The organism is Marinobacterium sp. xm-a-152, from assembly GCF_013282965.1.
Taxonomy (GTDB): domain Bacteria; phylum Pseudomonadota; class Gammaproteobacteria; order Pseudomonadales; family Balneatricaceae; genus Marinobacterium_E.
In genome coordinates this window covers 70,355-90,381 of the sequence record NZ_WBYI01000010.1, presented here as the reverse complement: position 1 = coordinate 90,381, position 20,027 = coordinate 70,355, and the positions used below count along the sequence as shown (strand labels likewise).

General features: G+C 48.9%; 18 protein-coding genes. 12 read left to right on the top strand and 6 right to left on the bottom strand.

Annotated features, from left to right (window positions below; translation table 11 throughout):
* Positions 1–18: 18 nt before the first annotated feature.
* The 7 genes from XMA152_RS10420 (at position 19) to XMA152_RS10390 (ending at position 9,164) form a co-directional block, all read left to right on the top strand.
* The gene (locus XMA152_RS10420) at positions 19–1,518 is read left to right on the top strand and encodes a leucyl aminopeptidase (RefSeq protein ID WP_173483559.1); all 1,500 of its coding nucleotides are present in this window, start codon (positions 19–21) and stop codon (positions 1,516–1,518) included.
* A 2-nt stretch (positions 1,519–1,520) separates the two neighbouring features.
* On the top strand, positions 1,521–1,952 hold the full coding sequence (locus tag XMA152_RS10415) for a DNA polymerase III subunit chi (protein ID WP_173483558.1): 432 nt from the start codon (positions 1,521–1,523) through the stop codon (positions 1,950–1,952).
* Between the two features lie 23 nt (positions 1,953–1,975).
* Positions 1,976–3,103, top strand: a complete 1,128-nt coding sequence (locus XMA152_RS10410) for an efflux RND transporter periplasmic adaptor subunit (protein ID WP_173483557.1) — start codon at positions 1,976–1,978, stop codon at positions 3,101–3,103.
* Between the two features lie 32 nt (positions 3,104–3,135).
* A complete protein-coding gene (locus XMA152_RS10405; protein WP_254443720.1) occupies positions 3,136–3,777 on the top strand; it encodes an ABC transporter ATP-binding protein in 642 nt (213 codons plus the stop codon).
* Between the two features lie 2 nt (positions 3,778–3,779).
* Positions 3,780–5,000 (top strand): ABC transporter permease, encoded by a 1,221-nt coding sequence (locus XMA152_RS10400; RefSeq protein WP_371813302.1) that lies wholly within the window; start codon positions 3,780–3,782, stop codon positions 4,998–5,000.
* Complete coding sequence (locus XMA152_RS10395; protein ID WP_173483555.1) at positions 4,987–6,183, top strand: ABC transporter permease; 1,197 nt, start codon at positions 4,987–4,989, stop codon at positions 6,181–6,183. The genes XMA152_RS10400 and XMA152_RS10395 overlap by 14 nt, the downstream gene beginning before the upstream one ends.
* Positions 6,184–6,308: 125 nt before the next feature.
* On the top strand, positions 6,309–9,164 hold the full coding sequence (locus XMA152_RS10390) for a valine--tRNA ligase (protein ID WP_173483554.1): 2,856 nt from the start codon (positions 6,309–6,311) through the stop codon (positions 9,162–9,164).
* A gap of 49 nt (positions 9,165–9,213) precedes the next feature.
* On the opposite strand, the gene XMA152_RS10385 is transcribed toward XMA152_RS10390, so the two are convergent.
* The 4 genes from XMA152_RS10385 to pdxH all read right to left on the bottom strand — a co-directional run bounded on the left by XMA152_RS10385 (position 9,214) and on the right by pdxH (position 11,258).
* The gene (locus tag XMA152_RS10385; RefSeq protein WP_173483553.1) at positions 9,214–9,825 is read right to left on the bottom strand and encodes a YigZ family protein; all 612 of its coding nucleotides are present in this window, start codon (positions 9,823–9,825) and stop codon (positions 9,214–9,216) included.
* 55 nt (positions 9,826–9,880) lie between these two features.
* Positions 9,881–10,012 carry a hypothetical protein gene (locus XMA152_RS12750; protein ID WP_256368167.1) on the bottom strand — a complete coding sequence of 44 codons (132 nt, stop codon included), beginning with the start codon at positions 10,010–10,012 and terminating at the stop codon, positions 9,881–9,883.
* Positions 10,013–10,148: 136 nt separating this feature from the next.
* Positions 10,149–10,610, bottom strand: coding sequence for a peptidylprolyl isomerase (locus XMA152_RS10380; RefSeq protein ID WP_173480669.1), 462 nt, complete (start codon positions 10,608–10,610; stop codon positions 10,149–10,151).
* Between the two features lie 12 nt (positions 10,611–10,622).
* Positions 10,623–11,258, bottom strand: coding sequence for a pyridoxamine 5'-phosphate oxidase (pdxH, locus tag XMA152_RS10375; RefSeq protein WP_173483552.1), 636 nt, complete (start codon positions 11,256–11,258; stop codon positions 10,623–10,625).
* Positions 11,259–11,327: 69 nt separating this feature from the next.
* Between pdxH and XMA152_RS10370 the strand changes: the two genes are divergently transcribed.
* Positions 11,328–12,020: a hypothetical protein gene (locus XMA152_RS10370; RefSeq protein ID WP_173483551.1), complete on the top strand. Its 693-nt coding sequence runs from the start codon at positions 11,328–11,330 to the stop codon at positions 12,018–12,020.
* On the opposite strand, the gene XMA152_RS10365 is transcribed toward XMA152_RS10370, so the two are convergent.
* Entirely contained in the window at positions 12,017–12,997 is a 981-nt protein-coding gene (locus XMA152_RS10365; protein WP_173483550.1) for a hypothetical protein, read from the bottom strand. The two genes, XMA152_RS10370 and XMA152_RS10365, sit on opposite strands and share 4 nt — an antisense overlap.
* Complete coding sequence (locus XMA152_RS10360; RefSeq protein WP_173483549.1) at positions 12,997–13,842, bottom strand: alpha/beta fold hydrolase; 846 nt, start codon at positions 13,840–13,842, stop codon at positions 12,997–12,999. Before XMA152_RS10360 ends, XMA152_RS10365 begins: the two co-directional genes overlap by 1 nt.
* Before the next feature lie 139 nt (positions 13,843–13,981).
* Between XMA152_RS10360 and XMA152_RS10355 the strand changes: the two genes are divergently transcribed.
* The 4 genes from XMA152_RS10355 to XMA152_RS10340 all read left to right on the top strand — a co-directional run bounded on the left by XMA152_RS10355 (position 13,982) and on the right by XMA152_RS10340 (position 20,023).
* Entirely contained in the window at positions 13,982–15,217 is a 1,236-nt protein-coding gene (locus tag XMA152_RS10355) for a biotin/lipoyl-binding protein (protein WP_173483548.1), read from the top strand.
* Positions 15,214–18,357, top strand: a complete 3,144-nt coding sequence (locus tag XMA152_RS10350; RefSeq protein WP_173483547.1) for an efflux RND transporter permease subunit — start codon at positions 15,214–15,216, stop codon at positions 18,355–18,357. Before XMA152_RS10355 ends, XMA152_RS10350 begins: the two co-directional genes overlap by 4 nt.
* A gap of 116 nt (positions 18,358–18,473) precedes the next feature.
* Entirely contained in the window at positions 18,474–19,673 is a 1,200-nt protein-coding gene (dapC, locus tag XMA152_RS10345) for a succinyldiaminopimelate transaminase (RefSeq protein WP_173483546.1), read from the top strand.
* A gap of 8 nt (positions 19,674–19,681) precedes the next feature.
* A complete protein-coding gene (locus tag XMA152_RS10340) occupies positions 19,682–20,023 on the top strand; it encodes an arsenate reductase (RefSeq protein ID WP_217364033.1) in 342 nt (113 codons plus the stop codon).
* Positions 20,024–20,027 lie beyond the last annotated feature (4 nt).

Here is a 20,027-nt window from a genome sequence, read left to right as displayed (position 1 = left end):
TTGTTAGAGGAAAAAGAAATGGATTTTGAGATCGTTAACGGATCGATTGAGAGTGTAGAAGCAGATTGTATCGTTATTGCGATTGCGGCAGACGGTGAACTTTCGGACTCGGCTAAAGCGATTGATAAAGCCAGTTCAGGGGCCATAAGCGATGTTGTTGCATCGGGTGATTTTTCCGGCAAACAGGGCTCTCTGCTTCTACTGCGCAGCCTTCCTGGTATCAACACTAAGCGCATCCTGTTAGCTGGTGTAGGGGCACAGAGTGAACGAACCATCATCAAACAGCAGCAACTGATTAAAAGCGCGGTGGATACCATCAAAACTCTGGGTGTTAAAACACTCTGCTTTGCCCTGGATCGGATCAGCGGCAATAGCGACGACATCTACCGTGACACACGAATTCTAGTAGAAGCTTCGTCGGCCGCGCTCTACCAATACGACACCACCAAATCCAAGTCTGCACCTGCATTAACACTTGAGCACATTCATATCCACCTACCTGAGGAAGATACTGAATTTGGAGAGGGTGCCCTTCTGGATGGCGTTGCTATCGCCAATGGGGTATCAACTGCTCGTGAGCTGGGTAATTTGCCAGGCAATATCTGTACACCTCTCTACTTGGCAGAGCATGCTCAAAATCTTGCGGAAGAGTTCGACAGTGTCAGCTGTGACATTCTAGATGAGAAACAGATAGAAGAGCTGGGTATGGGTGCGCTTCTAAGCGTCGGCAAAGGCAGTGTCATTCCGCCTCGCCTCATTGTATTGAAATACCAAGGTGCAGAGGATGCTAATGAGGCTCCGTATGCTCTGGTTGGTAAAGGCATCACCTTCGATACCGGCGGCATCTCATTGAAACCAGGCCCTGAGATGGACGAGATGAAATTCGACATGTGTGGTGCAGCCAGCGTGTTAGGTGCCTTCGAATCAGTGGCAGAGATGAACTTGCCATTGAACCTTATTACGATCGTTGCTGCGGCTGAGAACATGCCTTCAGGTGAAGCCTCTAAACCAGGTGACGTGGTAACGACCATGTCAGGTCAAACAGTAGAGATCCTTAACACCGACGCTGAAGGCCGACTGGTACTTTGTGATGCTTTGACCTATGTGCAACAGTTCAATCCTCAAGCCGTCATCGATGTCGCGACCCTGACAGGCGCCTGTATTATTGCACTTGGACATCAAGCAACGGGAGTTCTTGCGAACGATAATGAGCTTGCAGCTAAGTTGCTTGATGCAGGTGAATTTGCTGGCGATCGTGGCTGGCAGCTACCTTTATGGGACGAGTACCAATCACAACTGGATAGCAATTTTGCCGATATGGCTAACATCGGAGGTCGACCTGCAGGGACCATTACCGCGGCCTGCTTCCTATCACGCTTTACCAAAGAGGTTAGCTGGGCTCACCTAGATATAGCCGGTGTTGCTTGGAATAGCGGCAAAGCCAAAGGGGCAACGGGACGTTGTGTTCCTATGCTGACGCAATATCTTCTCGATATTGCTGAGCAGATTGAGGCCTAAACGTGCCTCGCGCAGACTACTACATACTCCCCAGCAGTGATCACGACAGTCGTGAACTGCTGGCGTGTAAACTCTGTGAAAAAGCCTTATCCCTTGGCCAACGCATCCATATACACACTGAAAATGAAGCTGATCTACATCAGCTAGATCAGACTTTGTGGAATTTTCGATCGGACAGCTTTGTACCGCATGCCATACTGGGTACTGAACTTAAATCGCCTGTCTCTATAGCCTGTGGTGAATTGCCCTCAGAACCTATTGATCTGTTTATCAATCTAGGTTTAACCGCACCAGAGGGTTGTCAATCAGCTTCTCGCTGCATCGAGATTGTCACTCAATCCGAAACGGTACTAGCGGCCACACGACACTCATGGGCCATGCGAAAAGCAGCCGGCTGGGAGTTACAGAGGCAAGATCTTAGAGATCGATCTTAAATTTGTCCTTTGGAGGATATTCAATGAAAAAACTGCTTATTCTCCTCATTCTTGCTGCTGCGGTGATCAGCTACTCGCTCTTTTGGCCAGAGCCTCCAATCAGCGTTGAGTTAGTCCAAGTTGAACAGGGCGCAGTCGAGCAGATCGCCGCTAACAGTCGTTCGGGATCCATCACCCCCTGCCGTCAGTCGAGCTTATCCCTAACCATTGGGGGCATCATAGAGTCAATCAATGTTGCTGAGGGCGAGGTGGTCGAAAAAGATCAGACCCTACTCACATTAAACAGTGATGTTCAAAGGGCTCAAATAAAACTATCCAAAGGGGAGTATCAAGCCGCTAAGATCGAAGAGGAACGAGCCTGCGAACTGGCGGATCTTGCAAAACGCGAGCTCGTCCGAGGTCAGTCCCTTAAAGAGAAAGGGCTCATTTCAAACGAACGATTTGATCAACTAAATAGCGAATCAGCCAGCAGTGCTCATATCTGCGAGTATCAAAGTTCACTATCAAAACTCGCGGCAGACAAAATTAATCTTCTTAGCATTGATCAGAACCAGCGTACTCTAAAATCTCCGTTTGCCGGTACCGTTAGCAAGATCAACGGTGAAGTCGGTGAATACCTGACCCCCTCACCTCCAGGCATCATGACGCCAGCGGCTGTTGAGTTGCTTGATACCAGCTGCCTCTATGTGACCGCCCCAATTGATGAGGTCGAGGCCTCCCGACTTAAGATAGGTCAATACGCCCGTATAACCCTAGATGCTTTTAGAGGTGAAATCTTTGATGGTGTCATCAGCAAATTAGGCTCTCGAATTTCTGACAATGAGAAGCAGGCAAGAACGCTTGAAGTCGAGGCTGCCTTTATCAATCCTGATGAAGATATGACGCTTTTAGTGGGATACAGTGCTGATATCGAAGTGGTGACCTCATCAACAGGCAGTGTGTTAAGGGTTCCTACCGAATCTGTCATTGGCGGATCTGAAATCGTGATATTCAACGAAAAAACCAATGAGCTTGAAATTCGACCTATTAAAGTCGGCGCCTATAACTGGACGTGGAGCGAGGTGACGGAAGGACTCGATTTAAATGACCGTTTCCTGAAGAACACCAATGATGTTGAAAACCTTCTAAATCGACGAGTTATTCCACAATGATCGAGCTTAAGCATCTCTGTAGAAGCTATCCAATGGGCAGTGAAACGGTGAATGCGCTTCAGGATTTCACACTCGATATCGAGGCAGGTGACTACCTCAGTATCATGGGCCCTTCTGGATCAGGTAAATCCACACTACTCAATCAATTAGGACTGCTCGATTCACCAAACTCCGGTGAATACTGTCTGGATGGCACTGCAACGACTGAATTAAACGAAGCAGAAAAGGCTCGATTTCGAAACGACAATATCGGCTTCGTTTTCCAAGCCTATCATCTCATCAATCGACTAACGGCGTTGGAAAACGTTGAGTTGCCGTTAATTCTTAAAGGGATTCCTGCCAGCCAACGCCGAGAAAAAGCCTCCGAGTTACTGAAAACCCTGGGATTAAAAGATTTTCTTAACCGCAAGCCACAGCAACTCTCTGGTGGCCAGAGGCAGCGTGTTGCCATAGCGCGCGCTGTGGTCACTCAACCTAAAATACTTCTCGCCGATGAGCCGACCGGTAATCTTGATCGCGCATCAGGTCAGGAGGTCATTAACCTGCTTGAAACGCTAAACAGCCAAGGAATTACTCTAGTAGTGGTGACTCATGACAGTGATCTTGGCGCCCGAGCAAAACGCCAGATAACTATGGTTGATGGTCAACTCCTAGAGATCAAAAAGAGGGGATAGCCGTGCTCTTGATTGATCATCTTCGGTATAGCCTAGCGACCTACTCTCGGCAGGCATTTAAAGCGTTGATGATACTTCTATCGGTAAGCATCGGAGTCATGTCCGTTGTTCTATTAACCGGTCTTTCGGAGGGAGCAAGACAGTTTGTCTATCAGGAGTTCTCTCTGCTAGGGAAAGAGGTATTAATCGTTCTTCCAGGGCGCAAAGAGACGGAAGGCGGCATCCCTCCAGTGACTGGGGAGGGAACTCGCGACTTAACCCTTGATGATGCAAAGGCTATCCATAAACTGCCACAAGTGAATGAAATCGTTCCGATTATTGCAGGTATTACCGAGGCTCATAGCAACGGTTTAAATCGGGAGATCATCGTACTTGGGACCAACCAAAGCCTACTTACTATCTTTGGAATACCCGTAAAAACCGGAACCAATTTGACGCAAAGGGATGTTGATACGGCAGCGTCAGTCACCCTACTGGGTAGCACGCTTGCTCAGGAGATTTTCCCTAATGGAAACGCTTTAGGTGGGTGGGTCAAATTTTCTGATCGACGCTACCGGGTCATTGGTATTATCGAGCCCAGCGGCATCAACTTTGGTACCAACATGAATGAGACTGCCCTCATTCCTGTCACCTCTTCTCAAACCCTTTTTAACGCTCCCGGACTCTTCAGGATGCTAATCAAACTACAATCAGATCAACAGATTGAAGAGAGTCAGCAGCTTATAGAGCAGCTGATAATGGAGCGACATCAAGGTGAAAGAGACATCACTATCGTGACTCAAAACGCTCTACTTAACACCTTCAGTGACCTATTGAACAAGCTCACCCTGGTCGTCATCGCGATTGCTAGCATCAGTTTATTAGTGGCTGGCATATTGATCATGAACATCACTCTGATCAGTGTCTCACAACGGGTTCCAGAAATTGGGTTACTCAAAGCACTTGGCGCCTCACATAACACCGTCACTTCCATTTTCCTCTTGGACTCCATTTTAGTAGCCACAACCGGAGCCATAATCGGTGTTAGTCTAGGCATAGCTTCGCTGTATGCCATTCATCTGACTTGGCCAAGCTTTCCTTTTGCTATCCCTTATATGGCAACACTGGCCGCTCTTTTAGTATCACTCACGGTCTCTCTGATTTTTACATGGCTACCCGCCAAAAAGGCTGCAACGGTCGATCCCGTTGCCGCATTGCGAGGTGAGATCAATGCCTATCGCTGATCTCATCAAACTGGCTGCAGGGACACTGACCGTCGATATTAGAAAGAGCTTTTTGACCGCCTTAGGCATTACAGTCGGTATCTTTATGGTGACATTGATCACCAGCTTAGGCAGTGGCCTGCAAAACTATATGCTCAATAGCTTCTCTCAATTTGGCACCCGAATCATCGCTATTACACCGGGACGTACACAGACGGGGGGCGTCGGTGGCCTCATCGCCAATACTCGCCCGCTCACGCTAGACGACGCCCAATCACTTAAAACCTTATCGGGTATCCGACAGGTAGTGCCCGTTATTCAGGGTAGCGGAGCGATTGAGTATCAATATCGCGTCCGTCATGTGGATATTCTTGGCGTCAGTTACAGCATGCCTGACGCCTGGAATTTCACCATTCAGAAGGGGCATTTCTTACCTGACAGCCGGGGGCGAACCCCTCTACCCTACGCAGTTCTTGGTGCAAAAGTAGCCAGTGAACTGTTCGGTAACCAGCCAATACTTGGGCAATTTATCAGGGTTGGTGGCGAGCGCTACCGGGTGTTAGGTGTACTCGAATCTAAGGGACAAATGTTGGGTTTTGACCTCGATGATATTGTCTATATCGACACCCAGAGAGCACTCACCCTATTCAACAGAGATGGGGTTATGGAGATTGACGTCACTTTTTCAGCCAACAGCAAAACGGATCAACTGATGCAATCAATTAAGGAGCAACTGAGCCTGCGCCACAACGCTGAGGATTTCACACTAACCTCCCAAGATCAGATGCTCTCTACGCTCAATAAGATTTTAGACGTATTAAAAATTGCACTGATAGGGTTAGCGGCCATTTCCCTACTGGTCGGGTCAATCGGCATTCTAACCATTATGTCGACACTGGTTGATGAGAGACGCAGCGAGATCGGACTACTACGAGCTTTAGGGGCGAGTAAAAAAACAGTTGCATCGCTCTTTCTGACCGAAGCGATTATGTTCTCAATCATCGGCGGAATCGGAGGTATTTTGACTGCTTATGCTGCAATTTTCGGCTTTAGGCAGCTCCTCCCAGGCTTACCTCTTGAACCGAATATTCTATTCTTAGTTATTTCACTACTGATTGCTGCAGCAACAGGACTACTCAGTGGCTTAATACCCGCCCTGAAAGCCGCCAAAATCGAACCTATAGAAGCGTTGCAGAGCGAATAAAGAACCGCTCGACCACTGTCTATAAGGGCTCTCAAAGGGTATACTCCCACCCTTTAAATTTTTTCCAAAAGTAGAGAGGAGCTATCCTCTGCTACCGAACTTGAAAACAGAGACTACAGCACCTCATGGATAAGACGTATCAACCGCAAGCAATCGAGCAAAAGTGGTACCAAGACTGGGAAGAGAAAGGCTTTTTCGCACCTTCAGGTGAAGGCGATGCCTACTCAATCATGATCCCACCGCCCAACGTCACGGGTAGCTTGCATATGGGTCACGCATTCCAGCACACCCTAATGGATACTTTAATTCGATACCGCCGTATGCAGGGCCGCAACACCCTCTGGCAGGTTGGTACAGACCATGCAGGCATCGCCACTCAGATGGTCGTTGAGCGCAAACTAGCCGCTGAGACCGGCGAGAGTCGTTACGATCTTGGTCGCGATGCGTTCATTGAAAAAGTCTGGGAGTGGAAAGGCGAATCGGGTGGCACCATTACCCGCCAAATGCGTCGTCTAGGTAACTCTGTCGATTGGCCAACCGAACGTTTCACTATGGACTCTGGTTTTTACCATGCCGTTCAAGAGGTCTTTGTACGCCTTTACGACGATGGCTTAATCTATCGTGGTAAGCGCCTCGTTAACTGGGATCCTAAACTTCACACTGCAATCTCCGACCTTGAGGTGGAGAACCGCGAAGTGACTGGCAAAATGTGGTACATCCGTTACCCGCTTGCTGATGGTGTGACAACCAAAGAGGGTAAAGATTACATTGTCGTGGGTACCACGCGTCCAGAGACACTGCTGGGTGACACTGGTGTCGCAGTCAACCCTGAAGATGAACGCTACGATGACCTAATCGGTAAAGAGATCCTACTGCCATTAGTCGGTCGTCGCATCCCGATTGTTGCCGATGAACATGCCAGCATGGAAAAAGGGACTGGCTGTGTAAAAATCACACCGGCGCACGATTTCAATGACTACGAAGTGGGTAAGCGTAACAAGCTGCCAATGATCAACGTTCTGACCCTTAACGCAGATATTCGTGATGAGGCTCAAACCTTTAACTTCGATGGCAGTGTTAACAAAGAGATCGATCCAACGCTTCCTGAGAAATATCGTGGCATGGAACGTTTTGCTGCACGCCGTGCCATCGTCGCTGAATTGGAAGAGCTCGACCTTCTCGTGAAGATCGAAGAGAACGCGATGACCATTCCCTACGGTGACCGTGGCGGTGTGGTGATTGAGCCGATGCTAACCGATCAGTGGTTCTGTGATGCTAAGACACTGGCTAAGCCAGCGATCAAAGCAGTTGAAGATGGCGACATTAAATTTGTCCCTAAACAGTACGAAAACATGTACTTTGCTTGGATGCGTGACATTCAAGACTGGTGTATCTCACGTCAGCTGTGGTGGGGTCACCGAATTCCTGCATTCTATGATGCTCAGGGTAACGTCTACGTTGCGAACTCAGCTGAAGCTGCGCGTGAAAAATACAACTTGGCGGCCGATTTAGAGCTCCACCAAGATGATGACGTACTAGACACCTGGTTCAGCTCGGCACTGTGGACCTTTGGTACTCTTGGCTGGCCTGAAAACACGGAACGTTTGAAAACCTTCCACCCCACCGACACCCTTGTAACCGGTTTTGACATTATCTTCTTCTGGGTTGCTCGCATGATCATGATGACCATGCACTTCATGAAAGATGAAAATGGCAAACCTCAAGTGCCATTTAAAAACGTCTATGTGACAGGTCTTATCCGCGATGAGAGCGGCGATAAAATGTCGAAATCGAAAGGTAACGTGCTTGACCCTCTCGATATGATCGATGGCATCTCACTTGAAGATCTGTTGGAAAAACGTACCGGCAACATGATGCAACCTCAGCTAGCCGAGAAAATCGGCAAACGTACTGAGAAACAGTTTCCTGAGGGCATTACGGCGCACGGTACTGATGCATTGCGCTTTACACTAGCAGCACTCGCTTCAACGGGTCGTGATATCAACTGGGATATGAAGCGACTAGAGGGTTACCGTAACTTCTGTAACAAACTCTGGAATGCTGCCCGCTATGTCATGATGAACACCGAAGGTGAAGATTGCGGCAACAATCAAGAGCCAGTGGAACTCTCACTGGCTGACCGCTGGATTATCAGCCAGTTACAACGCACCGAAGCGACCGTCACCAAACAGCTAGACGAGTACCGCTTTGACCTTGCTGCACAGACACTCTACGACTTTATTTGGAACCAGTACTGTGACTGGTACCTAGAGCTGTCAAAACCTGTTCTATGGGATGAGCAAGCGTCTGAAGCGGCTAAACGTGGCACACGTCGTACACTGGTTCGCGTTCTTGAGACGGTCCTCCGATTAAGCCACCCTATCATGCCATTCATTACTGAAGAGATCTGGCAGACGATCAAAGGTCTGGCCGGCGTTGAGGGTGAGACATTGATGCTTAAGGAGTTCCCTGTTGCATCAGAAGAGAAGCTTGACGAGCAAGCAGAAGCTGACATCGAGTGGCTTAAGGGCGTGATCACAGCGGTTCGAAACATTCGTGGTGAGATGAAAATTGCACCATCACAGGATCTTGAACTTCTGCTATCTAACTGCAGCAGTGAAGACACTCGTCGTTTAGCTGAGAACCAAACGTTCTTGATGAAACTAGCCAAATTGAGCAGCATCACGACATTAAACGAAGGTGATGATAAACCTCTTGCAGCGACTCAACTGGTTGGCGCAATGGAACTATTGGTTCCTATGGCGGATCTGATCGATAAAGAGGCTGAAATGGCTCGCCTTCAGAAAGAGATAGATCGCCTACAAGGTGAAATTGACCGCGTTGATAAGAAACTGTCTAACGAGAAGTTTGTTGCCAACGCACCTGAAGCCGTTGTGACTAAAGAGCGCGCTAAGGCTGATGATGCAGCACGCTCTAAAGTTCAATTAGAGAAACAGTTAGAGTCGATTAAAAGCCTTTAAGCGACGTCGATAGTTAAAAAGGGGCTCAATCTAAGATTGCGCCCCTTTTTTATGCATCTAGCGTTAGCGCCACACCTCTATACTCCAGAGCCAAAATCGCCACTTTGAAGGTCTCTAATTGAGCCAATTCAACTAACAGTGTTTTATCTACTATCTCTGTATAGCTAGCCGATAGCTCTTCAGCCGCTACGGCAGCGATGACCTGTTGAATGTCAGCCTCTAGCTCGTAGGGATATCGGATCTGGCACTCAATCTTAGGAGCACATTCAATGGTCGGCAGATGTTCTGAGAGCTCACTAACCGAGGCACCATAGGCTCTAATTAACCCACCGGCTCCCAGTTTAGTGCCACCAAAGTAACGTGTCACGACGACACCGATGTCTCCCAAATTTTTATGCATGAGGATATTAAGCATCGGCTTACCCGCTGTACCACTGGGTTCGCCGTCATCACTGGAGCCAGCGGCCTTAGGTGCCTGAGGTGCGCCTAAAATATAGGCCAAACAGTGGTGGCTGGCTTTAGGGTGCAGACGCTGCATCTCTGATTGCAGCTGATAGAGTGCATCAGTGGAACTAAGAGGGATTGCGGTCGCTATGAAACGACTTTTTTTGACTTCGATCTCATACTCAAATCGATCGACTGGGGAGAAGTAAGCAGCCATAAGCCTCCTTAAAGAAGAGGCTTAGACTACTGACATGAAGAGGAATGTAAAGTGATTACTTTTTCTGATCTTCGTTCATCAGGTTCTTCACTTTGAAGAAACCCCAAGTCATTACACCTGCCATTGCAGCCACACCTAGAAGGCTTGGCCAAACTGTTTCAAAAGTGTATGCATCAATACCGAACATTTCGTTACTCCTAGTTATCAAGTTTTAATAACTGTAACTCGAAGGCGGCAACAATATATTGATATAACTCAAGCTTGCAGGGCAGACTCAAGAACATTCGGATTTAACAGGGTCTGTTTTATAGCCAATAGCAATATTACTCGGCTAACTCGGCTAGCTCCTCTTCAGTGGCCATGCGGACATCAATCACCTCAACATCAAAGTTTAAATCCTGCCCTGCAAATGGGTGGTTAAGATCAACCTTCACCTCGCGGATATCGATCTCTGCAACTCGACCCAAGCGCGGCTCGCCATCTTCATCCTCTAGCTGAACCAACATCCCTTTTTGCAAACCTGGCATATCAGCAAAGGCCTCACGAGGAAGTACATCGAACAGCTCCTCATCACGTTCGCCATAGCCGCGACCCGCTTCTACAAGAACCTGAAAATGATCACCAGCCGATCGCCCGTCTAGCGCCTGCTCAAGACCCGGCACCAGCATCTTGTAACCATGGACGTAGGTGAGCGGTTCATCATTTCTCGAACCATCTTTTACCTCACTCTCATCACTTACAATGGCGTAGTGAAAGGTGACGTAAGCATCTTTACAAATATTCATTATCCAAAATCCTTAAGGTTGCAGGCGGGTAACGACCCAACCTGTGTCTGATGGTTCAAAACGAAAACGGTCGTGCAGGCGACTTTCACGCCCTTGCCAAAACTCAAAACGGGTCGGTACAAGTCGATAACCGCCCCAGTTATCGGGACACGGAACCTCAGTCATATCTGACAGCTGATTGACCGCTTGTTCAAGCACAGCTCGAGATTCGACTGGCTGACTTTGATGAGACACAGCAGCACTTCTCTGGCTACCCACTGGGCGAGAGTGGAAGTAGGTTTCACTCTCAATGCGATCGATCTTTTCAACCTGTCCGCGAACGCGAACTTGACGCTCTAACATCGGCCAGTAGAAAAGAAGTTCTGCTTGCGGATTGGCCGCTAACTGCTCCCCTTTCTCACTCGAATAGTTAGTAAACCAGGTAAACCCTTCTGAACTAAACTCTTTTAACAGAACAATACGCGCACTGGGCATCCCCGACTGATCAGAGGTCGCCAGAGTCATAGAGGTAGCATCTTTAGGATCCACAGCCAATGCATCCTGCATCCATGCATCAAACTGCTGAATCGGATCTCTGACTAAATTATCTTCATGAAGACCTGCCACGAGGTATTCACGACGCACATCACTTAATTGGGTTGTCGACATCGAAACTCCTATCATTCAGATTTTCGAGCGTTATACTCTAAACATTATCTGATCAGGATCCCAGCTCAAATGGCTAGAACTGCACAAATAGTGACGCTCATCATGGCACTCGCTCTTAGCGGCTGTGTCGGTGTTCAAAACAAAGAGCTTCGCCTGCAGAATCTCGCCAAGTCTGACGTCGATATGATCGTTGATCAACACATTAAGACGATCAACGCGATGAGTCGTGAACTCACCATCAAACTCTACAAACGCAACCCGCGCGAACTCAAAAAAGCGGCCGCTGGTACAACCGTTGAGACGCGCCTGAAACAGCTTTTAAGTTACCCAAGGCCCATCAGTCATCGAGAACTAAATAACCTCTACGGAGTTGATGCGCTCAAACTGGCTTTTGATGAGGAGTATCAAGGGGACCGAGTCTTCGCTCTAATGGTGGCTATCACAGGTATGGTTCACGCCTCATACAACTACCGTGAAGAGTTCTTTATGCTCAACGAAATCGATTCGCAAAAGCTATATAACTCAGCACGTAATTTAGAGAAGATCGCTTGGCAACTGCACAACTTCAAAACATCGAGTGGCGAACTGTTCATTCTGACTGACAGCATGAATGAGGGAGTCATCAACCTCAGCTACGAGCGACTCTTCGGGAAGATGATTGCCACTCAGGATATGCTCGCTGAGATTGTTGCGCAGACGACGGACCGAACCATCAATCGAATTGTGCTAAGCGTCGCTACAGCTCCCTTTCTGCCCATTTAAGGCAGTATAATCTTCTCAATCTTGTGGTTGGCATTCAGCGCTAACGTAATGTCCGCTCGTGTTGGAATCTCATCGAGCATCCAACGCGTCAATCGCTCATAGTGCGCTATGAAACGTGTAATCTCAGTGCCATCCATAATCCGCAATGGGTCTGCAGGAGCTATTTCGTCATACAGCAATGAGGCTCGATCTTTGAGTTTCTGCTCTTGGACCGTACGCCAATCGTACACCGCCTGCATGTTGGGCACTTTGAGCATGACGAGCATATCTAAAAAGCTGAACAGCTCTTGATAAGAGGTTGCCAGCTGTTGATTGACATAATGTCGCCAGATACCCTCAGGGTCTTCGAGGGTCTCAAGCTCATTAACAGGTGCAGCGAGCGACTCTTCAGGCTCGGCGATACCACCGACACACCATCCATCAAAAATAATGACATCCGCTGAACCATGCCATTCATGCCACATCTGTTCTGGCACACGCTCATCGGTCGATTTATCAAAAATTGGGATCCGAGTAAGGTCGTCTGGCCCCGCGTGCTTGAGTCGATTTAATAGCTCTATACCCAAATCGACATCATGGGTACCAGGCACTCCACGTGTCTTTAAAAGAGGGTGAACGGACTGTGCCAACGCGTCCCTCTCAGCACGCGTCAGATAGAGATCATCAATCGAAAAACCCGTCACCTTTAACCCAAAACCCTCGGTGAGAATCACCTCTAGGAGGTTATAAAGTGTCGCTTTTCCCGCCCCTTGTGCACCATTAATTCCGACAACCAAAGGGGAACCCGGCATTAGTCGATCCAATATAGAGCAAGCAACGGGCACGTAGATCTGCTCAAACAGCTCATTCAAACCAAGATCGACATCTAAAGACTCGACGGTCGGCGCAAATGCTCGAGTGACCGCATCAAGCGCCTTCGCTCTCATCTCTGGGGAACCAGGCAGCCTATGTTTAGGCCAGGTCACTATGCTGCCCATCAGGCATCACTCCTTTTAAGAAACTCTGTAATTGCTTGGACCTCAAAGGGCGTCATTAGAGGCGGCGCGTGTCCAAGACCCTGTAACTGCAACAACTCCAAATCGGGCTTGTGTTCAAGCATTGCATCCACAATCTCTTGCGTCAGCAAGTCAGATGCGGTGCCGTGAATCAGCATCTGCGGGCACTCTATCACTTGCCATAATGGCATAAGATCAACGTCTTCGTTAGAACCCAAGCGAACGTTAGTGGCAATGGCTGGGTCATAGTGAAGATGCAGGCCATCATCAGCCTGTCGTGAACCATATTGAGCCACTCGCTGCCATTGCACTTCGGATAAATCGCGAAAACTGGGGTAAGTGCGTTTGATGTGATCAATAAGCGCCTGTTGATCGGTAAACAGAGGATCTTTAACGTAGGCTGCAATGCGCTGCAGAGACGCTTTGGGTATGTGACAACCCACGTCGTTCAGAACAAGTTTTTCAATATTGGCTAGCTTCAGGCTTGCGGCAGCCATAGCCAGAATCCCACCAAGGGAGGTACCCACCCAATGGACAGGCCGGTTATCTACAGCGTTCAACACCGCACTGATAGCCGGCAGATAGCTCTCTGGACTGTACTGCTCAGGTTGTTTCAACCAATCACTCTGACCACGTCCAGGCAGATCAATAGCAATACAAAGAAAATCATCCCTTAGCGCTTCGATCAACTCATCAAAATCACGACTACGGCCTAACAGTCCGTGAACACAAAACAACACTTTTTTTGCCAAAGGAGAACCACTCTGCCAATAAGCGACACGATAGCCGTCACCGTCCAAATGATAGGTAGTCGATTTTAATTCCATGAAATCTCAAACGCTGGGTAAAGTTTTGTAAAATCTTGCCTGATCTCATTGAAACGGTCCAGTTTCGCTGTGCGAACGTAGATCTCAAGCGGTATACTTACTGACAATTTAATTTAACTTCGTAGGGAGAAAAGCCTCCGTGAAACGGTTACTGAAATGGCTTCTACCAATCATCATTCTTGGCATCGCTATTGCTGGATTCATCTCGTTAAAATCAAGCAAACCCAAAATGCCACCCAAACCGATCACGGAACGATCTTGGAGCGTTAATGCAATTGCCGCGTCACCTCAATCGATCGCGCCAGAGATTGAGCTCTATGCTGAAGTTGAAAACCCCCGCCAAGTGGTTCTGCGCGCCTCGATTGCTGCCGATGTTCAATCGGTTGAAGTGCGTGAAGGGGCAACGATTAAACAGGGTGATCTACTGATTCAACTCGATACCCGCGACATCGATCTTCAAATCGCTCAGCAGCGTGCCCAAATCGATGCTCTAAAAGCACAACTGTCTGCAGAACTGCTTCGTTTTGAAACCGATAAAAAGGCCTTGGCCATTGAAGAAGAGATGCTAGTGATTGCTCAACGCTCTCAACAGCGCCAGCTTAACCTATCAGGTAAAAAACTCGCCAGCCAAGAGCAACTCGATACCGCTGAGATGAACACCCAGCAGCGTCAATTGAGCCTTGTATCTCGCAAGCAGTCTTTGGCGGACCACCCCAACCGCGTTGCGCAGCTCAAAGCATCGATTGCCCAGTCACAGGCTCAATTAGATAAATCACTACTTGATCGTGAACGTGCTTTCGTAAAAGCACCTTTCGATGGTCGTGCAACCAAAATTTCAATTGCCGTCGGTGACCGCCTAAGAGCCAATGATGCGCTTGCCTCTGTTTACCCGAACTCAGATCTTGAAGTTCGTGCTCAACTACCTAGCCGTGCACTAGCACTTATCAAGAGCCAATCGTCACTCGCTGACCTTGAGGCGGTCGCAAAGATTGATGGTCAGCAGTTCGAACTTGAACTTGATCGTCTCAGTGCCGAAGTCGCGACTGGCTCGACCGGTGTGGATGGCCTGTTCCGTTTTGTCGATTCTGACTACCTACCCGAGCCTGGTCGCACCATCAGCGTTGCACTGACGCTACCAGAGCTGAATGATGTCATCGCACTGCCGCCAGTGGCGCTTTACGGCACGGATCGCATCTATCGTGTCACCGACTCTCGACTCGAAGCGGTTAAAGTCAACCATCTAGGTTATCGAACTAACTCAGATGAGAAGCGTGAGATTTTGATCAAGAGCGATCAGCTCAACGCCGGTGATAAGATCATTACAACCCAGCTACCCAACGCGGTCAGCGGCATGTTGGTTGAGGTGAAACAGTGAGTCAGGCAACCGGTCTAAAAGGGTTTGTCAGCCTATTTACGACCCACCGGGTTGCGGCAAACCTGTTAATGATATTGATGTTAGCGGCCGGTCTATTGGGCCTTAACCGTCTTAACATCCAGTTCTTTCCAACCTTTGAGCTCGATATCATCAACATAACCGTTCCCTGGAGCGGTGCCAGTGCTGAGGATGTGCAGACCTCTATCGTGGTTCCTGTAGAGGAGGAGCTTCGTGCACTTGAGGGGATCAAAAAACTCTCGGCCATTTCACGTGATGGCAGCGCCGTTTTTCGTCTAGAGATTGAAGATGGTACCGATGTAGATTACACCCTGTCAGAGGCAAAGCAGAAGATGGATGCTGCACGTTCAGCACTGCCCTCTGATGCAGAAGACGCTGTTGTACAGCTACTGACGCGATACGACAACATTGCTGATCTTATCGTCACCAGTGATCGCGCCTCTCTTGAAGAGCTAAGAACTCTCGCGCGCACCTACGAGCAGCAACTTCTTCAGCGTGGCATTCGTAAAATCGATTTTACCGGCATGCCTGAGCAAGAGATTGCTATCCAGTTCAGTCCAGACAACCTTAATCAACTAGGCCTTACGCTGAGCGATATTTCGGGATTAATTCGCCAACGCTCAGTTGACCTACCTGCTGGCGTTGCAGCACAGGATGATGGCGCTCGAAGAATTCGCAGTTTAGGCCAACAACGCGATGTTACCGGCTTTGAAGAGCTACCTCTGATCACTGCAGGCCAAGGCAAACTGGTTCGCCTTGGCGATATCGCGCTGATCGAGCAGCGCGACAAAGAGGATCAAGTACGCCTCTACCATGAAGGCAACCCAGCGATAGTTCTGAGCCTGAAACGAACGGAATCAGAGAACAGCTTAAAGACGGCCAATCTGTTTAACTCTTGGCTGGAAGAGACCCTCCCTACTCTGCCAGAAGGCGTTGAACTACTGACCTACAATGAGCAGTGGACACTGATCAAAGACCGTATCGACCTTCTTATCGAAAACGGTGCTAGCGGCTTAGTTCTAGTTGTCTTGATTCTATTCCTCTTCCTAAACGGCCGTGTCGCGTTCTGGGTGACTATTGGTATTCCAACCTCATTCATGGCGACCTTAGCGGTGCTCTACCTAGTAGGCGGCTCGATCAATATGATTTCGCTGTTTGCACTGATCATGGCTCTGGGCATCATTGTCGATGATGCGATTGTCGTTGGTGAGGATACCCTCGCACATGCTCAGATGGGAGAGAGCTCTCGACGTGCTGCTGTTGGTGGCGCGCTTCGAATGCTCGCCCCTGTGACCGCCTCATCGATGACCACCATCGCGGCCTTTCTGCCACTGATGATGATCGGCGGTATCATTGGCAACATTCTGTTTGATATCCCGCTGGTGATTATCTGCGTCATTATCGCCTCGCTGGTTGAGAGCTTTTTGGTGTTGCCAGGTCACCTCCACCACTCATTAGCACGAGGGGATGCCGCCCACCCATCGAAAATCCGAATCAAGCTCGATAACGGGTTTAACTACTTCCGAGACCGCATCTTCAGACGTTTCGTTGAAACGGCAATCAACTATCGTTGGGCATCCATTGCAACCGGTGTCGGTGTACTGATCTTTGCTGTGGGCCTGCTTGTCGGTGGTCGAATTCAATTCACCTTTTTCCCAAGTACCGATCAAGACACCTTCTCGATCAACACGCAGTTTGTCTCTGGCACCAGTGGTGATCAGGTCAGTGAGTTTCTCTTCTACATCGAAGATCAACTTCACAAAACAGATGAAGAGCTGGGTGGTGGCATTCTTAAGTTTGCACTTATTCGCCAAAACATCTCCCAACCATCACGTAATGCGTCGCCTAAACGCGGTGATATTTATGGGTCGATACAGGTTGAGCTGACGCCGGGAGACAACCGAGAGGTCTCGACTAAAGCCTTTACAAGAGCTCTGCGCAAAAACATTGAGCAACCTGCCGGCCTAGAGCGCTTATCGATCGATGTCGATCGAGGTGGCCCTCCAGGTAAACCGGTTGAAGTTCAACTCACCGGCAGCAATATCAACCTGTTGAAACAAGCCTCACTTGAGCTCCAAGAGAAGCTGAAGGTTTATAACGGGCTCAGTAATATCGATGATGACCTCCCGTTTGGTACTTCTCAGCTAATCTACACCCTGACTCCGGCTGGTGAAGCGGCAGGTTTAAGACTTGAGCAGGTTGGACGTCAGTTAAGAGCTGCCTTTGATGGCCAAGAGGTACAGAGCTACTTTGAGGGCCGTGATGAGATCAGTGTGCGCGTTCAGATGCTCGATGAGCAGAAGAATCAACTAAGCTCGCTCAGTCAGCTACCGATCGTGTTACCGGATGGCCGAGTGACACCGGTATCCAACGTCGTCAACTTCACCGCACGTCAGGGTTTCGATTCACTTCAACGTATCGATGGTCTTCTGTCGATCAACGTATCGGCTGACCTTGATGAGAGCGCCAACAATGCCAATGAGATCATCGCTGACCTGCAACAGAAGGTGATGCCTGAGATCCTTGGTAAGTATGGAGTTGATTCGAGCTTTGAGGGTAAAAACCGTGATCAACGCGAAACCCTGGGTGATATGAAAACCGGCCTAGTCATTGCATTGGTGCTGATCTACGTGATTCTGGCTTGGGTATTTGGTTCCTACAGCTGGCCAATCACGATCATGCTGACCATTCCGCTTGGATTAACCGGCGCCCTATTGGGACACTGGGTGTTAGGACTGGATCTGACCATCCTGTCACTGTTTGGCTTCTTCGGTCTTTCCGGGATCGTGATCAATGACTCAATCGTCTTGGTGACGTTCTACAAGAAGTTACGTGAACAGGGTATGGCGATTAAAGAGGCGGCTATTGAAGCCTCCTGCCAGCGCCTGCGTGCCGTGCTGCTAACATCACTAACAACCATTGGCGGCCTGACACCCATCCTATTTGAAACCTCCATTCAAGCTCAGTTCTTGATCCCAATGGCGGCTGCCATCGTATTTGGATTAGGTTATGGCACCTTGTTAATACTGGTTGTGGTTCCATCCCTGCTGACACTGATCGAAGGGGGTCGGGAGAAGCTAGGAATGAAACCGATCAGCTCTTACTCGGTCGATACACCTTAAAGCAAATTACGACCTGTGTTCTAAGGCGGCGATCCATTTATTGGATCGCCGCCTTACGTTATACTGTCGCACCCATTTTTAATGACTAGAGCGCTTGGTCGCTTGAGACACTGTTTATGAATCGAGATCTTTCGTTACTACAGCCTTATCCTTTTGAAAAACTGGCAAAGCTATTGGGCGGTCTAAAACCACCTCAAGAGATTGAGCACATCTCATTGGGCATCGGTGAACCGAAACACCCTGCCCCTGAGTGTGTGACTAAGGTGTTAAACGAAACCGTCGATCTTGTTGCAAACTACCCAACGACCAAAGGCAGTGCCGAGCTTCGCGATACGATTGCCGCTTGGGCCACACGACGCTTCAAACTTAAAAGCGATAGCCTAACTGGAGAGCAGAACGTGCTACCGGTAATGGGTACTCGTGAAGCGATCTTTGCTTTCACACAGTGTGCAGTCGATCGCAAACCAGGGGCTTTGGTACTATCACCGGATCCTTTCTACCAGATCTATGAAGGTGCCGCTTACCTAGCGGGAGCAGAGCCTTACTTCCTACCCACTTTGGCTGAAAATGGGTTTATTCCAGATTACGACTCGATCACTGATGATATTTGGGAACGTTGTGAGCTGCTATTTATCTGTTCACCCAACAACCCAAGCGGTTCAGTCCACTCTGCAGAGACCATCAAAAAGCTGATTGCGCTAGCGGATAAATTCAACTTTATCCTAGCCTCTGATGAGTGCTATTCCGAGATCTATTTTGACGAAGCGAACCCACCCGTAGGTCTCCTAGAGGTCTGTGCGCAACTTGGCCGTCACGATTACAAAAATTGTGTCGTATTCCACAGTCTCTCAAAACGTTCCAACCTGCCTGGACTTCGCTCAGGTTTTATCGCCGGTGATGCCGCTCTAATCAAGCCGTTCCTGTTGTTCCGCACCTACCATGGATGTGCGATGCCACTTCAGGTTCAGAAAGGCTCCATTGCTGCTTGGAATGATGAGACTCACGTCCAAGATAACCGTGAACAGTACCGTCAGAAATTTGCGGCCGTTCTTGAGATTCTTGCACCGGTTATGGATGTCAAAATGCCGGATGCTAGCTTCTACCTTTGGGCGAAAACACCGATCGATGACGACGCTTTTACCGCAGGACTGTTTGAACAACAAAACCTAACAGTACTACCCGGTCGTTACCTATCGCGTGAAACCGATGCAGGTCTCTACCCTGGTGCCGGTTATGTTCGTATGGCACTGGTAGCAACGGTTGAAGAGTGTGTCGAAGCGGCTTGGCGAATTCGCCGTTACATCGAGTCGCTGTAAGGATGGCTATGAACCTTTACGGCATTCCAAACTGCGACACGGTTAAAAAAGCGCGCAAGTGGCTCACTGAGCAGGGTGTGGAGTTTACCTTCATCGACTTTAAAAAGAGCCCGCCCTCAGCTAAACAGATTAAGCAGTGGGTTGACGCGGCCGGTATTGAGGTTGTCCTAAACAAACGCGGTACAACCTGGCGCAAGTTGGACGATGTCACTAAAGCGATGACAGATGAGCCTGTATTGATCAGTTTGATGAGCGAACAGCCCAGCATGATCAAACGCCCAATTTTTGAATTCAATGGTCAGATTGAGGTCGGTTTTACCCCTGATACTCAATCGGCATTAACGATTTAACACG

Excerpts from the sequence above, each read along its gene's own strand:
- XMA152_RS10420 (WP_173483559.1), top strand. The coding sequence starts at position 19 with ATGGATTTTGAGATCGTTAACGGATCGATTGAGAGTGTAGAAGCAGAT.
- XMA152_RS10410 (WP_173483557.1), top strand. The coding sequence starts at position 1,976 with ATGAAAAAACTGCTTATTCTCCTCATTCTTGCTGCTGCGGTGATCAGC.
- XMA152_RS10405 (WP_254443720.1), top strand. The coding sequence starts at position 3,136 with ATGGGCAGTGAAACGGTGAATGCGCTTCAGGATTTCACACTCGATATC.
- XMA152_RS10395 (WP_173483555.1), top strand. The coding sequence starts at position 4,987 with ATGCCTATCGCTGATCTCATCAAACTGGCTGCAGGGACACTGACCGTC.
- XMA152_RS10390 (WP_173483554.1), top strand. The coding sequence starts at position 6,309 with ATGGATAAGACGTATCAACCGCAAGCAATCGAGCAAAAGTGGTACCAA.
- XMA152_RS10385 (WP_173483553.1), bottom strand. The coding sequence starts at position 9,825 with ATGGCTGCTTACTTCTCCCCAGTCGATCGATTTGAGTATGAGATCGAA.
- XMA152_RS12750 (WP_256368167.1), bottom strand. The coding sequence starts at position 10,012 with ATGTTCGGTATTGATGCATACACTTTTGAAACAGTTTGGCCAAGCCTT.
- XMA152_RS10380 (WP_173480669.1), bottom strand. The coding sequence starts at position 10,610 with ATGAATATTTGTAAAGATGCTTACGTCACCTTTCACTACGCCATTGTA.
- pdxH (WP_173483552.1), bottom strand. The coding sequence starts at position 11,258 with ATGTCGACAACCCAATTAAGTGATGTGCGTCGTGAATACCTCGTGGCA.
- XMA152_RS10370 (WP_173483551.1), top strand. The coding sequence starts at position 11,328 with ATGGCTAGAACTGCACAAATAGTGACGCTCATCATGGCACTCGCTCTT.
- XMA152_RS10365 (WP_173483550.1), bottom strand. The coding sequence starts at position 12,997 with ATGGGCAGCATAGTGACCTGGCCTAAACATAGGCTGCCTGGTTCCCCA.
- XMA152_RS10360 (WP_173483549.1), bottom strand. The coding sequence starts at position 13,842 with ATGGAATTAAAATCGACTACCTATCATTTGGACGGTGACGGCTATCGT.
- dapC (WP_173483546.1), top strand. The coding sequence starts at position 18,474 with ATGAATCGAGATCTTTCGTTACTACAGCCTTATCCTTTTGAAAAACTG.
- XMA152_RS10340 (WP_217364033.1), top strand. The coding sequence starts at position 19,682 with ATGAACCTTTACGGCATTCCAAACTGCGACACGGTTAAAAAAGCGCGC.